The sequence below is a fragment of the Scandinavium sp. genome (genome assembly GCF_036271055.1).
Lineage (GTDB): Bacteria > Pseudomonadota > Gammaproteobacteria > Enterobacterales > Enterobacteriaceae > Scandinavium.
This window is the reverse complement of sequence record NZ_DATBBJ010000027.1, coordinates 127,655-142,365: the sequence shown is the minus strand read 5'-3', so window position 1 is coordinate 142,365 and position 14,711 is coordinate 127,655. Positions and strand designations below refer to the sequence as shown.

Below are 14,711 nucleotides of genomic sequence, written 5' to 3'. Positions count from 1 at the left end.
CGATGGCGAGCCCCGCACAGCGTCACGCGATGCGGGTCTCGGCTGAAAAGGCATCGCAGCGGGAACAACACCCGCTGCGGCATGCCACGGCTTACGAGCAGATGCTCGTCAAGCTGGCCGCAGACCGCCGGACGCTAAAACAAATCCATTCTAAAGAGCGCAAAGCTGAGAAAAAGCGCGAGCTGTTGCCGTTCTATCTGCCGTGGGTCACCGGTGTACTGGATACCGGCACCGGCGCTCAGGATGACATCCTGATGACCGTGATGCTGTGGCGTCTTGATGTCGGTGATATTCCCGGCGCGATTGAGATTGCCCGCTATGCGCTGCACTTTGCCCTGTCGATGCCTGACGGTCACTCGCGCACCGCACCGTACATGCTCGCAGAAGAGGTGGCCCTCGCCGCCATTCGCGCCCGCATCGCCTGTCAGCCGGTTGATGTTCAGCCACTGCTAAGCGTTATCGGGATGACCCGTGTCGCTGATATGCCCGACGAGGTTCGCGCCCGTCTGCATAAGGTTGTCGGTCTCACGCTGCGTGATAACGGGCAACTTGCGGAAGCGATGACGCACCTGCAACGCGCCATTCAGCTTGATGAAAGCTGTGGCGTCAAAAAAGACATCGAACGACTCGGCCGTGAGCTGAACCCGAAACCCCGGCCTGTTGCACCGGTGAAGAAAACACCGCCGAAGCCCGCGAAAAAGGTCATGAAAAAAACATCCGATTCACCGGTGAAACGCGGGCGAGGTCGCCCGAGAAAAGTCGCCGGTTAACAGAATGCGCCCCGCGCCGGGCGGCACGCTGGCCGATGTCGGTGTTTCACCCGAACTGAGGCCAGCGTCCACCGCCCACCTATTTCCGAGGTAGTCATGACGACGCTAGTAGTAAACAACCCGACGCAAAAGCGCGAGACGGTGGTTATCCCACCCGTGCCGGAAGCGGAACCGGTGATTAAAAATACCGCCTTTTTCCCGGATGTGGATCCGAAGCGAGTGAGGGAAGAAATGCGCCTTGAGCAGACGGTTTCCCCTGTACGACTGCGCCGGGCGATTAAGGCCGGAATAGCGGAAACTAACGCCGAGTTGCGTGAGTGGCGTGACCTTCAGCGTGATGCCGGTTATGCCCGTCTTGAGGATGTACCCACCGACGAACTTGATGGCGAGAGCGTGCGCGTTTTCCACTACTTCAACGCGGTGTGTGCGATGACCACCGCCACGCTCTATGAGCGTTATCGCGGGGTGGATGCGAGCGCCAAAGGCGACAAAAAGGCCGACAGCATCGACAGCACCATCGATGAGATGTGGCGGGATATGCGCTGGTCCGTGGCCCGTATTCAGGACAAGGCCCGCTGCATCGTGGGGCAAATCTGATGAACGTCATCGCGCAGCAGGGCGACACCCTCGATGCCCTGTGCTTTCGTCACTACGGGCGCACCGGGGGCATTGTCGAGGCCGTGCTTGAGGCTAATCCGGGACTCGCCGAACTGGGGGCGATTCTGCCGCATGGTACGCGGGTCAGCTTGCCGGACGTCGACACGGCCCCTGTCACGGAGACCGTCAACCTGTGGGATTAACGATGGAAAAAATCACAACTTTTCTGACGTACTGGTTTTCCGTGGCGCTGGCCTATTTCGGCACGCAGACACCGGAAAAACTCGCGCTCTATGTCGGCGGCGGTTGCGCCATTTTCACCGCGCTGGTGAATTTCTGGTACCGCCGCCAGACGTACCGCTATCTCGTTGCTGCCGGAATCGATAAGGGGGTAATGCGTGGCCTCAGTCGTTAAACGTTGCAGTGTGGCCGTCGTGCTGGCGCTGGCGGCACTGGTGCCTGATTTTCGTCTGCTGAATACCTCGCCAGACGGTCTTGCCCTGATTGCAGACCTTGAAGGGTGCCGGTTGCGCCCCTATCAGTGCAGCGCGGGCGTGTGGACATCAGGCATCGGCCACACTGCCGGGGTGGTTCCGAAACGCGACATCACCGAGCGTCAGGCGGCGGCAAATCTGGTCGCCGATGTGCTCAGCACTGAGCGGCGGCTGGCAGTGTGCGCACCGGTCAAAATGCCGCAGCCGGTCTATGACGCGCTCGTCAGCTTCGCCTTTAACGTCGGCACCGGTGCGGCCTGTCGCTCGACGCTGGTCTCGTTTATCAAACGTCAGCAGTGGGGGCAGGCATGCGACCAGCTCGGCCGATGGGTGTATGTGAACGGGGTTAAAAACACCGGACTTGAAAACCGTCGCGTCCGGGAATGGTCGCGCTGTGTGCAGGGGGCAAAATGAAAACACTGATTATTTTACTGGCTCTGGCCGTCGTGGCGCTGGCCTGGCTGAAGCATGAGAACAGCAAACTCAGCCGCTCGTTTAACCGGGCAAACGACGTCGCCACTGACCAGAAACGCACTGTCGACATGCTGAAAGACCAGCTCATTACCGCGCAGCGCCTGAGTGCCGACAATGACCGGGCGCAGGTAAAACTGCGCCAGAAACTCGACACTGCGGCAAAGCGCGCGCAGCGTCGCGAGCAAACCATCACGAGGCTACTCAATGAAAACGAAGATTTACGGCGCTGGTACGCTACTGAGCTGCCTGATGTTGTGCGCGGCCTGCACCGACGCGCCCCCTGTGCATCAGCCGGTCGTTGTGCTGAACGCCTGCCCGAGGGTGAGTCTGTGCCCGATGCCGGGGAGTAATCCGCTCACTAATGGTGACCTGAGCGCCGATATTCGCCAGCTCGAAACCGCGCTCGAAAGCTGTGCGCTTCAGGTCGAAACGATAAAAGAATGCCAGGACAAAACAGATGCTCAAACCGACGAGTCTGCGCAAGGCCTTAACTGATGCCGTGCCAGTATTGAAAACCAACCCCGAAATGCTGCGTGTGTTTATCGATAACGGAAAACTGGCCTCGACGCTCGCCACATCGCTGTCGTTTGAAAATCAGTACACGCTTAACGTCATCGTGACGGATTTTCCGGGGGATATAGACCTGATCCTCGTGCCGATTCAGGCGTGGTTGCGGGTTAATCAGGCCGACATCATGACCACCGATGAAGGGCGCAAGCGTGGTTTCACCTATGAAGCTGATATTAACAACGACGACAGCATTGACCTCAGCATCAGCCTGTTACTGAGCGAGCGCACAATAGTCAAAGAGGTCGGAGTCGAGCTGCACATCGAGCATGCCCCCGAGCCGCAGCCGCCCGAGCCTGTGACCCGACCGATGCAGCTCTATGTTCACGGCGAGCTTGTGAGCGAATGGAATGAATGAATTTAAAGCCTTTGATAACCGGCTGGCGGGGCTGATTGCCGCGCTGTCACCGACGAATCGTCGACGGATGGCGGCTGACATTGCGAAGAAGCTGCGCACTTCACAGCAACGTCGTATTAAAACGCAGACCGCACCGGACGGCACTCCGTATGCCGCCCGTAAGCGCCAGCCGGTCAGAACCAAAAAGGGCAGGGTTAAGCGTGAGATGTTCGCAAAGCTTCGCACCAATCGCTACATGAAAGCCACCGGCAGTGACGAGGCGGCTGTTGTGGAATTTACCGGGAAGGTGCAGCGTATTGCACAGATTCATCAGCTCGGACTCAAAGACCGGCCGAATGCACATGCTCAGGAAGTACAATATGCTGAACGCCAGTTACTTGGATTAACCAAGGATGATAATAATGTTATCGAAGGGTTTATCTTAATGCATCTAGAAGAAGTATCTTAGAATATCAGCAAGGCATTATAATTATTTTTTCAAGTTATCAGGTTGCTAATTTAGCCTGTGCAAGGGTGGTGGATTATTTACTTCTAATTCACCGTCCTTGCAAATAATAATATTATTGCGAAATGGTTTGTTGTGTTGTTGGGTGCTATTTATCTCGCGTCAGACTTGATCAGGTCTTCTGAAAGACCGCTTTTTTCAAAAATTGCATGCAAGCTAATTTGTGCTCGTCGTGAATCCAATGCTAGTTGGGTAGCCGCTTCAGTATCCTTTGACATACTAGTTATTCCTAATAATTCATTTCGTAATTCTGTTAATATTTCAGTGTAAAAATAGTTTGTCCAGTGGAATGCGTAACTGTCACCAAATTGATCAAAGCCTTCTTTGGATAGCGGGGCCAATTCGATGACCATATTTTTAATGCTGTCTTTTTTAAATAAATCAGGGTTTATGTCTAAATTTGGGAGGCTGAGAATCTTCATAATCATAACCGCATTTAGCATTATATATTGATATGTTTCAAAAAGCTTTTTTATACGTTCACTAAGGTACAGATCTGTCATTGTCCTGTCGAATGTTCCATAAATTTTGAGTTTTTCATCTATGTCAACAGGATCAGTAAGAGCCTTAATGAATTTGGCGATTTGAGGATCGTTTCTATTTTTTAATATTTCTTCCATGTTAAGCATTTTTACATATTCAACAAGCATGGTAAATTGACCAAGAAATTGACGTTGACGCATTAGGGTTTCAGCAGCCTCGAAGCGTTTGGCTTGAAGTGTAGAATCTCTTTCTTTACGTATTGAACCCATGAATGCCCTTATTTGCTCAAACTCCTTTTCATTACCTCTGATTTCCGCCTTGAAACTTTCTATTTTCTTATCAAAGCGATGCTCTATGGATTTACCGATTAGCTTTGTTAGAGTAGAGCGCATCAAGTATACGACGATACCAAATACAGCTGTAGATGCTAATACACTACCTACCCATTTTAAGATTTCTTCAAACATTTTTTTTCCTTGCCCAGGCTTACTGCAAGCGTGTGGAGTTACATAGAAAGTTTATTCTAAATGAATATCTCTTGAAAGACAGATTCTAAAAAACTAACGTTCAGGTGTAACTCCATAAACAAGTATCGTTGTGTAGCCACTGATAAAACCTCGCTCGATTGCCGCTAGCCGCACCCGACGGCATCCTTTCCCCATGAATACTTTAACCTCTTTTCAGGATATCGCTCGCGCGATCCGTAATCTTATCCGCACCGGCGTTGTGACCGCTGTTGCTCTCGATGAGGGATTATGTCGCGTCCAGACCGGTGGGATACAAACGACATGGCTTAACTGGCTGACTTCCCGCGCCGGGCGCTCGCGCACGTGGTGGGCTCCTTCGGTGGGGGAGCAGGTACTCATTCTGGCTGTGGGTGGTGAGCTCGATACTGCTTTTGTCCTGCCAGCCATTTTCTCTGATGACTTTCCCGCCCCTTCGGCCTCTGCTGATGCGTTTCATATTGCCTTTCCTGACGGCGCGGTTATTGAGTACGAACCCGACACCGGGGCGCTTTTGGTTAGCGGCATTACCACTGCAGACGTCACCGCAAAAGAGTCCATCACCGCCACGGTGCCTGTCGTGCTGATTAAGGCCGACACTCGCATCACGCTAGATACGCCCGAAGTCGTGTGTACCAACAAACTCATCACCGGCACGCTTGAGGTACAGAAGGGCGGGAAGATGAGTGGTGACATCGAACATGCGGGCGGAAAATTTACCTCCAACGGCGTGCAGGTGGATGACCACGACCACGGCGGCGTCGAACGCGGTAACAGCCGGACGGAGGGCACAAAATGACGAGTCGTTATATCGGCATGCATCGCGATACCGGGCGCACCATCACCGACGCTGACCATATTCGCCAGAGCATGAGTGACATCCTGCGCACGCCGATCGGGTCGAGGGTGATGCGTCGTGAATATGGTTCGTTACTCTCCACCCTGATAGATATGCCACAAAACGATGCGCTGGATCTCCAGTTGATGTGCGCCTGTTACATGGCGCTGCTGAAGTGGGAGCCGCGTGTCACCCTCACGTCGCTGACGATTGAGCGCCAGTTTAACGGTCAGATGATGGTTGAGCTGACAGGCGTTATCAAAGGCAGCAGCGCCCCGTTATCCCTGACCATTCCCGTGAGTTGAACCTATGGCCATTATAGACCTGAGCCAGCTCCCCGCGCCCGACGTGGTGGAAACGCTGAATTATGAATCCATCCTTGCTGAACGAAAGGCGACCCTTATTTCGCTCTACCCGGAAGACCAGCAGGAGGCCATTGCCCGCACGCTCGCACTGGAGTCTGACCCGCTGGTCAAATACCTGGAAGAAAACGCCTACCGGGAAGTGCTCTGGCGTCAGCGGGTAAATGAGGCGGCACTGGCCGTCACACTGGCTTATGCCGAAAAGAATGACCTCGATGTGATGGCCGCCAACACCAATACCACGCGCCTGATTATCAGCCCGGCTGACGATACCACACTCCCGCCGACCCCGGCGGTGATGGAGTCTGACACCGATTTTCGACTGCGCGCACAACAGGCGTTTGAGGGCCTGAGCGTCGCGGGGCCGGTGGGGGCGTATGAGTTTCACGGTCGCAGCGCCGATGGCCGGGTCGCCGACATTTCGGTCGTCAGCCCTGAACCTGCGTGTGTGTCCGTTTCCGTACTTTCTCGTGAAAACAATGGCGCAGCGTCTGAAAATCTGCTTGCGGTGGTGCGTAACGCGCTCAACGATGAAGACGTGCGACCGGTTGCCGACCGGGTGACGGTCCAGTCGGCGGCGATTGTCGATTACACCATCGATGCCACGCTCTACATCTACCCCGGCCCGGAAAGTGAGCCCATTACCGCCGCGGCTGAAGCGAAACTGAAAGCCTATATCAGCGCTCAGCATCGCCTCGGGCGCGACATTCGTCAGTCAGCCATTTACGCCGCGCTGCATGTGGAAGGCGTGCAGCGGGTCGAGCTGGCGGCACCGGCCGCTGACATCGTGCTCGATAAAACGCAGGCGTCTTTCTGCACCGCGTATCAAATCCGGCTCGGGGGTTCCGATGAGTAATGTTCGTCTGCTGCCGGTCGGGTCATCCCCGCTGGAGGTCGCTGCTGCCCGCGCCTGTGCGGAAATTGAAAATATCCCGGTCCCGCTGCGCCGACTCTGGAGCCCGGACAACTGCCCGGTGAATCTGCTGCCGTGGCTGGCGTGGGCGTACTCGGTCGACCGTTGGGACAGTGACTGGCCGGAAGAGACCAAACGTGAGGTGATCCGGGCTGCTTTTTATATTCACAGTCGCAAAGGCACCATCGGTGCCGTGCGGCGTGTGGTCGAGCCGCTGGGGTATGTGATTAACGTGACGGAATGGTGGGAAACCCGTGACCCGCCCGGCACCTTTCGCCTCGATATCGGCGTACTGGAAACCGGTATCACCGAGGAAATGTATCTCGAGATGGAGCGCCTCATCGCGGATGCCAAACCCGCCAGCCGACACCTTATCGGGCTCAATATTATTCAGGACGTCGCCGGTTATCTCTTCACTGGTGGCGTCAGTTACGACGGCGACATCATGACCGTTTATCCGGGCTAAGTGAGAGCAGAATGACAGTGAAATATAAAACCGTTGTCACCACGGCCGGGGCAGCAAAATTCGCGGCCGCACTGGTGCCGGGGGGCAAAAAGGTCAACATCGTGGCGATGGCTGTCGGGGATGGCGGCGGCACGCTGCCGGAGCCGAATGCCACGCAGACAACGCTGATTAATGAGGTCTGGCGCAATGCCCTGAACAAAATCAGCCAGGACAAAAAACATAAAAATTATGTGGTGGCGGAGCTGGTGATCCCGCCGGAGACGGGCGGCTTCTGGCTGCGTGAAATGGGGCTCTACGACGACACCGGCACGCTGGTCGCCGTCGGCAATATGGCCGAAAGCTACAAGCCAAAACTCGAAGAGGGGTCCGGTCGGGCGCAGACCCTGCGCATGGTCATCATTCTGTCAGACCTTGAGTCTGTCGAGCTGGCTATCGATGCCTCGATGGTGATGGCAACGCAGGATTATGTGGATGACAAAATCGCGGAGCATGAACAGTCACGCCGTCATCCTGATGCCACGCTGAAAGAAAAAGGGTTTACCCAACTGAGCAGCGCCACCGACAGCACGTCGGAGACGCTCGCCGCGACGCCGAAAGCCGTCAAGGCGGCATATGACCTCGCTAAAGAGAAATACACGGCGCAGGACGCGACCACAACGCAAAAAGGCATTGTACAACTCAGCAGCGCCACCGACAGCCCATCCGAGACGCTGGCCGCAACCCCAAAGGCCGTGAAAGCGGCGAATGACAATGCCAATGAGCGCGTACCGGCCACGCGCAAAGTGAACGGAAAAGCGCTGAGTGATGACATCAGTGTGACCTCGCAGGATATTTTCGACACGCAGGCCATCGGCCTGAAGGCGGAAGACCTCGATACGCTGAAAAAGCCGGGGCTTTACTGCCAGCCCGCAAACGCCAATGCAACAACCGCCCGACACTATCCCGAGAACAGCGCCGGGACGCTGGTTATTTATAAAAACGCCGGGGTTACGCAGATTTACTGCGTGTACAACTCATCGCGCAGTTATTCCCGCAGCCAGTATTCCACCGGCGGCTGGACCGTGTGGACGCCCGCCGACACGTTCCCGGTCGGGGCCCCTGTCGCGTGGCCGTCTGACAGTATTCTGACCGGTTACGCTTTCATGCAGGGCCAGACGTTTGATAAAGCAGTTTACCCACTGCTGGCGATAGCCTACCCGTCGGGCGTTATCCCGGATATGCGTACCTGGACGATTAAGGGCAAACCGGCCAGCGGTCGTGCGGTATTGTCGCAGGAGCAGGACGGCAATAAATCTCATACTCACGGCGCGAGTGCGTCATCGACCGACCTCGGCAGCAAAAATACCGGTGCATTCGACTATGGCACCAAAACCAGCAACGCCTTTGATTACGGGACGAAAACCTCGAATAACACCGGTGCGCACACGCACAGTATCTCAGGAACCGCAGCCAGCGCCGGGAACCACCACCACGCCCAGCGTGCATGGCGGGACGGTGGCGGCGGGAATAACCGCTATATCGACCGCAATGCGTTCCAGAAAAATGGATACGAAGACACCAGTACCACGACCACCGACGCCGGGGCGCATACCCACTCCATCAGTGGTACGGCGGCCAGCGCGGGCGCGCATGCGCATACCGTTGCCATCGGATTACATACCCACACCGTCGGGATTGGGGCGCACACCCATTCCATCGCTCTCGGGGCGCACTCCCACACGGTGACCGTTGCCGCTGCCGGTAACGCCGAAACCACAGTCAAAAACATCGCATTCAACTACATCGTGAGGCTCGCATAATGACGTTCAAATTCTCTCCCCGTGACCGCACCATTAAGGTCTATAACCTGCGGGCCGATACGCGTGAGTTTATTGGCATCGGGGATGCGTATCTCCCGGCGCATACCGGATTACCGGCTGACTGCACCCATATTGCGCCGCCGGACGTTTTGCCCGGCAACGTGGCGATTTTTAACGGTGAAACATGGCGTCAGGTGGAAGACCATCGCGGTGAGGCAGTGTTTGATACCACGACAGGTGAACCGGTGTTTATTACTGAGCCGGGCGCATTGCCGTCAGGTGTTACATCGGTTGCACCGCACGGGCCGTATATGAAATGGGATGGCAAGGGCTGGGAAAGTGACACTGACGCTGAGCGTGATGCCGCGATTGCCTTTGCACGGGAAGAAAAGACCCGGCTGACGCATGCCGCCACGCTCACCATCAGCACCCTCGAGGATGCGGTTGAGCTGGGGATGGCGACGGATGAGGAGCAGGTGAGACTGACGGAATGGAAAAAATACCGGGTGCTGATTAACCGGGTGGAACCGGAAGATGCGCTGGATGTGAGCTGGCCGTCATCCCCGGGCGCATAAAAATGAAGCCCGCGTCGCGGGCTTATTCATACGGACATTCCTGATATTCGTCATCGTCGTCATCCGCGAACCAGTGGCACCAGATAAAACCGACTGCCCCCCACGCGAGCACACCGCCCACAATCCACAGTAAATACGTCATGTTTACGCCCTCATTGATGGCGAAACGATAGCGGCATTATTCCCCTATTGATAATGGGTATTAACGATCGATACCGGCGGGATTGATCGCTGAAAACGATCGTAATATTTCCCCGGGTTGTACCAGCGTCAGACCAACCCGTACACATAGCCCCGCCCACGTCGCCCCCGGACAATGTCAGTCACCCCACTCAACGGAGTTAAACGGATGACTGATTTTCATCACGGCGTGCAGGTCGTCGAGGTCAACGACGGCACGCGCACCATTTCTACGGTTTCCACCGCCATTGTCGGGATGGTCTGCACGGCCAGTGACGCCGATGCAAAGACCTTCCCGCTCAATGAGCCGGTGTTAATCACCAACCCGCAAAGCGTCATCGGTAAGGCTGGCACCCGTGGCACGCTGGCGACGGCGTTACAGGCCATCGCTGACCAGTCAAAGCCGGTGATTATCGTCGTGCGTGTCGAAGAGGGCACCGGCGACGACGAAGAGGCGGCACAGGCGCAGACGATTTCCAATATCATCGGTACCACCGATGAGAACGGGAAATACACCGGGCTGAAAGCGCTGCTGACGGCAAGCGCCGTCACCGGCGTGAAGCCGCGCATTCTCGGCGTGCCGGGACTGGATTCACAGGACGTCGCGACCGCCCTTGTACCGGTGGCGCAGAAGTTGCGTGCGTTCGGGTATGTCTCGGCGTGGGGCTGCAAAACCCTGTCTGATGCCATCAAGTATCGTGACAATTTCAGCGCCCGCGAGCTGATGGTTATCTGGCCGGATTTCCTGTCATGGAATACCACCACCAGTGCCACTGAAACCGCTTATGCCACCGCGCGCGCACTCGGTCTGCGTGCGAAAATCGACAATGACACTGGCTGGCACAAAACCCTGTCGAACGTCGGCGTGAATGGTGTCACCGGTATCAGTGCCTCGGTGTACTGGGATTTACAGGAATCCGGCACCGATGCCGATTTGCTCAATAAAGCGGGCGTAACCACGCTTATCCGCAAAGACGGTTTTCGCTTCTGGGGCAACCGCACCTGCTCAGATGACCCGCTATTCCAGTTTGAAAACTACACCCGTACCGCGCAGGTCATCGCCGACACGATGGCAGAGGCGCACATGTGGGCGGTGGATAAACCGATTACCGCCACGATCATTCGCGACATCATCGATGGCATCAATGCCAAATTCCGCGAGCTGAAAAGCAACGGCTATATCGTCGATGCCACCTGCTGGTTTGACGACAACGCCAACGATGAAGAGACGCTGAAAGCCGGGAAGCTGTACCTCGATTACGACTACACGCCGGTACCACCGCTGGAAAATCTGACCCTGCGTCAGCGCATCACCGATAAATACCTGGTGGATCTCATCTCGTCTGTGAACAGCCAATAAGGAGCCTGAATCATGGCATTACCGCGTACGTTAAAGCTCATGAACCTGTTTATCGACGGCACGAGTTTCCTCGGGGTCGTTCAGTCGATGACGCTGCCCAAACTGACCCGCAAACTCGAAAAGTACCGCGGCGGCGGGATGAATGGCTCTGCCTCGATTGACCTCGGCCTCGATGATGACGCCCTGGCGGCGGAGTTTTCCACCGGCGGTTTCCCGGATGACGTCATCTGGTCACTCTATGGCGCTGCGAATGCTTCTGCGGTGCCGCTGCGCTTTTCGGGCTCCTACCAGCGCGACGACACCGGCGCGACCGTGCCGGTTGAGGTGGTGTTGCGTGGTCGTCAGAAAGAAGTCGACACCGGCGAGGCCAAACAGGGCGAGGTCGCGACATCCAAAATCGCGATGGACTGCACCTATTACAAGCTCACCTGTAACGGCAAAGAGCTTATCGAAATCGACACGGTCAACCTGATTGAAAAGGTCAACGGCGTCGACCGCCTCGCGGAGCATCGCCGCAATATCGGTCTGTAATTTTTACCCGGTCAGCGCCGCTGGCCGGGCATCCCTGAATACCGAATGAGAAAGAGAACCCATGAAAAAAGCTGAAAACCCAAACGTCATTACCCTGGTAAAAGCCATCCAGCGCGGTGAAACCGAAATCACAGAAGTCACTCTTCTGAAACCCACGGCCGGAACCTTACGCGGTGTCGGTCTGGCGGCGGTGGCTAACTCAGACGTTGATGCGCTGATTAAGGTACTGCCACGCATGACCCTGCCGACCCTGACCGAGCAGGAAGTCGCCGCGCTGGAGCTGCCTGACCTGCTGAGCTTTGCCGGTGAGGTGGTCGGTTTTTTGTCGCCGAGTTCGGCGGCTTAAATTTCGGGGCAAATTTTACGGTCGATGACCTGATGGCCGACGTTGCAGTGATTTTTCACTGGGGGCCATCAGAGCTCTTTCCGATGAGTCTCACCGAGCTCGTCACATGGCGCGAAAAGGCGCTCCAGCGAAGCGGGAACACGAATGAGTAATAACCTTAAACTCGAAGTGCTGCTGAAAGCGGTCGACCAGGCAACCCGGCCGTTTAAATCCATACAGACCGCGAGCAAAACGCTGTCGGGGGATATTCTCTCGACGCAGAAGTCGTTACGCGATCTGAACGGTCAGGCATCCCGCATCGAGGGCTTTCGGAAGGCCAGTGCACAACTGGCGGTAACGGGTCAGTCGCTCGCTAAAGCGAAACAGGAAGCAGCCGCACTGGCGGTGCAGTTCAGGAACACGACAGCCCCAACGCGGGCGCAGGCTCAGGCACTGGAGACGGCGAAGCGCGCTGCGTCTGAACTGCAAACGAAATACAACAGTCTGCGTGTCTCGGTACAGCGCCAGCGCAGCGAACTACAGCAGGTGGGCATCCGTACCCGCACGCTGTCGGGTGATGAGCGTCGTCTTAAAACCTCCATCAGTGAGACCACCACACAGCTCAATCGTCAGCGCGATGCGCTGGCGCGCGTCAGTGCGCAGCAGGCAAAACTGTCGGCCGTGAAATCCCGCTATGAGTCCGGGCAAAAATTCGCGGCCGGGGCACGCAATGCTGGCATGGCCGGGGTCGGTGTCGCGACGGCGGGTCTGTACGGTGCATCACGGTTTATCGCACCGGGCATCGGTTTTGATAAACAGATGTCCGGCACACAGGCGATCCTTGGTCTGGAAAAAAGTGATGACAAACTGGCGCAGATCCGTAAGCAGGCCCGCGATATTGGCGCAAGCACGGCATTTGCACCGAGTGATGTTGCCCGGACGCAGACCACGCTTGCCCGCTCAGGCTACAAAGCAGATGACGTACTGGCCGCGACTGGTTCCACGGTTAACCTGAGTCTCGCGGCAGATGTGGACATTGCCGAAGCGGCCGACATCATCACGAACATGCAATCGGCCTTTAACCTGCCGACGACGGAAATTCAGCGTGTCGCTGACGTGATGACAAAAGGTTTTACGTCATCCAATACCGGCCTTATCGAGCTCGGTGAGGCGATGAAGTATGTTGCGCCCGTGGCTGAGGCGGCAGGGGCAAGCATCGAAGATACGACCGCGATGCTCGGGATTATGGCGGATAACGGGATCAAGGGCTCGATGGCGGGTACCGGCGCGAGCGCCATCTTTAACCGGCTTCAGGCCCCGATGGGAAAAGCCGTTGAAGCGATTGCCGAGCTCGGTGTCAAAACCCGCGACTCCAAAGGCAACATGCTGCCGGTGGAGCAGATCCTCAAATCGATTAATCGCTCGTTTGTGAAAAACAAACTCGGTACCGCTGAAACTGGCGAATACCTCAAGGTGATTTTCGGTGAAGAGGCTATGAAAGGCGCGATTAAGCTTGTCGCCGCTGCCGGTGATGGCTCGCTCGATAAAAAACGCAGCGAGATTAAAAACGCCACCGGCACCACTGAGCTCATCGCAAAAATTCAGACCGACAACCTCGACGGGGATTTAAAAAACCTCCAGTCGGCGTGGGAAGACCTGCAAATTGAAGTCTTCGAGAAAGAAGATTCGGCCCTGCGAAAACTGACCCGTTCGGCGACGGAATGGCTGGGTACTGTGGCCGCATGGACGAAGGCCAACCCTGAACTGACAAAGACCCTGTTTAACATCGTGACTGGCGCACTGGCTCTGATTGGGATTTTGGGCGGTATTGGCCTGATTGCATGGCCGGTTATCGCCGGGATAAATGCCGTTATTGCAGCGGCTGGCCTGCTGGGTGCGGTGTTTTCAACGGCTGGGGCGGTGATTGTTGCCGCGCTCGGCGCGGTTACGTGGCCGATTGTGGCCGTCGTGGCGGCGGTTGTCGCCGGGGCATTGCTTATCCGTAAATACTGGGAGCCCATCAGCGCCTTTTTCTCGGGGGTGGTGCAGGGCCTTATTGCGGCTTTTTCTCCCGTCGGTGAAATGTTTGCGCCTCTGGCCCCGGTTTTTGACAGTCTCGGGCAGAAGCTCAGCGCCGTGTGGCAGTGGTTTAAGGACCTTGTTGCACCGGTGAAAGCCACACAGGACACGCTGGATAGCTGCAAAAATGCCGGGGTGGTATTCGGTCAGGCACTGGCCGATGCGCTGATGTTACCGCTGAACATCTTCAACAAGCTGCGCGGCGGTCTCGATGTGATCCTCGAAAAGCTTGGCCTCGTAAAAAAGGAATCACATTCCCTCGATACTGCCCCCGCCAACATACCGCCGGTCAGTCAGGGAGGCGGGTATATCCCGGCGACCCGTTCACCCGGTGGCTATCAGGCGTATACCCCGGTCACCGCTCCGGCTCCGCGCACTTATGTCGACCAGAGTAGCCCGACGTACCAGATTAATTTGCAGGGCGGTGCACCGGGCGGTGCGCTCGGGAACCAGCTACAGGATGCGCTCGAAAAATATGATCGCAACAAGCGCGCCAAAGCCCGTGCCAGCATGATGCATGATTAAGGAGTCT

The 14,711-nt window shown here is 56.3% G+C and carries 21 protein-coding genes; 20 read left to right on the top strand and 1 reads right to left on the bottom strand.

From position 1 onward, the window contains the following. The first annotated feature begins 2 nt into the window (after window positions 1-2). The 9 genes from VH187_RS03600 (at window position 3) to VH187_RS03560 (ending at window position 3,708) form a co-directional block, all read left to right on the top strand. Window positions 3-770, top strand: a complete 768-nt coding sequence (locus tag VH187_RS03600; protein WP_329700107.1) for a phage terminase small subunit — start codon at window positions 3-5, stop codon at window positions 768-770. Between the two features lie 96 nt (window positions 771-866). Beyond that, entirely contained in the window at window positions 867-1,367 is a 501-nt protein-coding gene (locus VH187_RS03595) for a head completion/stabilization protein (protein WP_329700106.1), read from the top strand. Continuing rightward, window positions 1,367-1,570: a tail protein X gene (locus tag VH187_RS03590; RefSeq protein ID WP_329700105.1), complete on the top strand. Its 204-nt coding sequence runs from the start codon at window positions 1,367-1,369 to the stop codon at window positions 1,568-1,570. The genes VH187_RS03595 and VH187_RS03590 overlap by 1 nt, the downstream gene beginning before the upstream one ends. Beyond that, window positions 1,561-1,782 (top strand): primosomal protein, encoded by a 222-nt coding sequence (locus tag VH187_RS03585; protein ID WP_329700104.1) that lies wholly within the window; start codon window positions 1,561-1,563, stop codon window positions 1,780-1,782. Before VH187_RS03590 ends, VH187_RS03585 begins: the two co-directional genes overlap by 10 nt. After that, window positions 1,766-2,275: a lysozyme gene (locus tag VH187_RS03580; protein ID WP_329700103.1), complete on the top strand. Its 510-nt coding sequence runs from the start codon at window positions 1,766-1,768 to the stop codon at window positions 2,273-2,275. Before VH187_RS03585 ends, VH187_RS03580 begins: the two co-directional genes overlap by 17 nt. Then, window positions 2,272-2,685 (top strand): Rz-like lysis system protein LysB, encoded by a 414-nt coding sequence (gene lysB, locus VH187_RS03575; protein ID WP_329700102.1) that lies wholly within the window; start codon window positions 2,272-2,274, stop codon window positions 2,683-2,685. Before VH187_RS03580 ends, lysB begins: the two co-directional genes overlap by 4 nt. After that, window positions 2,585-2,830 carry an Rz1-like lysis system protein LysC gene (gene lysC / locus VH187_RS03570; RefSeq protein ID WP_329700101.1) on the top strand — a complete coding sequence of 82 codons (246 nt, stop codon included), beginning with the start codon at window positions 2,585-2,587 and terminating at the stop codon, window positions 2,828-2,830. The genes lysB and lysC overlap by 101 nt, the downstream gene beginning before the upstream one ends. Then, window positions 2,793-3,260, top strand: a complete 468-nt coding sequence (locus tag VH187_RS03565; RefSeq protein WP_329700100.1) for a phage tail protein — start codon at window positions 2,793-2,795, stop codon at window positions 3,258-3,260. The genes lysC and VH187_RS03565 overlap by 38 nt, the downstream gene beginning before the upstream one ends. Beyond that, window positions 3,253-3,708, top strand: a complete 456-nt coding sequence (locus tag VH187_RS03560; RefSeq protein ID WP_329700099.1) for a phage virion morphogenesis protein — start codon at window positions 3,253-3,255, stop codon at window positions 3,706-3,708. Before VH187_RS03565 ends, VH187_RS03560 begins: the two co-directional genes overlap by 8 nt. Window positions 3,709-3,857: 149 nt before the next feature. Here the strand turns inward: VH187_RS03560 and VH187_RS03555 are convergent, their stop codons facing one another. Further along, entirely contained in the window at window positions 3,858-4,715 is an 858-nt protein-coding gene (locus VH187_RS03555) for a hypothetical protein (RefSeq protein WP_329700098.1), read from the bottom strand. Window positions 4,716-4,908: 193 nt separating this feature from the next. On the opposite strand from VH187_RS03555, the gene VH187_RS03550 reads away from it, so the two are divergent. The 11 genes from VH187_RS03550 (at window position 4,909) to VH187_RS03500 (ending at window position 14,704) form a co-directional block, all read left to right on the top strand. Beyond that, window positions 4,909-5,550 carry a phage baseplate assembly protein V gene (locus tag VH187_RS03550; protein WP_329700097.1) on the top strand — a complete coding sequence of 214 codons (642 nt, stop codon included), beginning with the start codon at window positions 4,909-4,911 and terminating at the stop codon, window positions 5,548-5,550. Continuing rightward, the gene (locus VH187_RS03545; protein WP_329700096.1) at window positions 5,547-5,894 is read left to right on the top strand and encodes a GPW/gp25 family protein; all 348 of its coding nucleotides are present in this window, start codon (window positions 5,547-5,549) and stop codon (window positions 5,892-5,894) included. The genes VH187_RS03550 and VH187_RS03545 overlap by 4 nt, the downstream gene beginning before the upstream one ends. Window positions 5,895-5,898: 4 nt before the next feature. After that, on the top strand, window positions 5,899-6,807 hold the full coding sequence (locus VH187_RS03540) for a baseplate assembly protein (RefSeq protein WP_329700095.1): 909 nt from the start codon (window positions 5,899-5,901) through the stop codon (window positions 6,805-6,807). Continuing rightward, window positions 6,800-7,330: a phage tail protein I gene (locus VH187_RS03535; RefSeq protein ID WP_329700094.1), complete on the top strand. Its 531-nt coding sequence runs from the start codon at window positions 6,800-6,802 to the stop codon at window positions 7,328-7,330. The genes VH187_RS03540 and VH187_RS03535 overlap by 8 nt, the downstream gene beginning before the upstream one ends. Window positions 7,331-7,341: 11 nt before the next feature. Then, complete coding sequence (locus VH187_RS03530; protein ID WP_329700093.1) at window positions 7,342-9,129, top strand: phage tail-collar fiber domain-containing protein; 1,788 nt, start codon at window positions 7,342-7,344, stop codon at window positions 9,127-9,129. After that, a complete protein-coding gene (locus tag VH187_RS03525) occupies window positions 9,129-9,704 on the top strand; it encodes a tail fiber assembly protein (RefSeq protein ID WP_329700092.1) in 576 nt (191 codons plus the stop codon). The genes VH187_RS03530 and VH187_RS03525 overlap by 1 nt, the downstream gene beginning before the upstream one ends. Window positions 9,705-10,053: 349 nt before the next feature. Then, on the top strand, window positions 10,054-11,244 hold the full coding sequence (locus tag VH187_RS03520) for a phage tail sheath protein (RefSeq protein ID WP_329700091.1): 1,191 nt from the start codon (window positions 10,054-10,056) through the stop codon (window positions 11,242-11,244). Window positions 11,245-11,256: 12 nt separating this feature from the next. After that, window positions 11,257-11,775 carry a phage major tail tube protein gene (locus tag VH187_RS03515; RefSeq protein WP_329700090.1) on the top strand — a complete coding sequence of 173 codons (519 nt, stop codon included), beginning with the start codon at window positions 11,257-11,259 and terminating at the stop codon, window positions 11,773-11,775. A 61-nt stretch (window positions 11,776-11,836) separates the two neighbouring features. After that, complete coding sequence (locus VH187_RS03510; RefSeq protein WP_329700089.1) at window positions 11,837-12,121, top strand: phage tail assembly protein; 285 nt, start codon at window positions 11,837-11,839, stop codon at window positions 12,119-12,121. Between the two features lie 32 nt (window positions 12,122-12,153). Beyond that, window positions 12,154-12,273 (top strand): GpE family phage tail protein, encoded by a 120-nt coding sequence (locus VH187_RS03505; protein ID WP_329700088.1) that lies wholly within the window; start codon window positions 12,154-12,156, stop codon window positions 12,271-12,273. Next, a complete protein-coding gene (locus VH187_RS03500) occupies window positions 12,266-14,704 on the top strand; it encodes a phage tail tape measure protein (RefSeq protein WP_329700087.1) in 2,439 nt (812 codons plus the stop codon). The genes VH187_RS03505 and VH187_RS03500 overlap by 8 nt, the downstream gene beginning before the upstream one ends. Window positions 14,705-14,711: the final 7 nt, after the last annotated feature.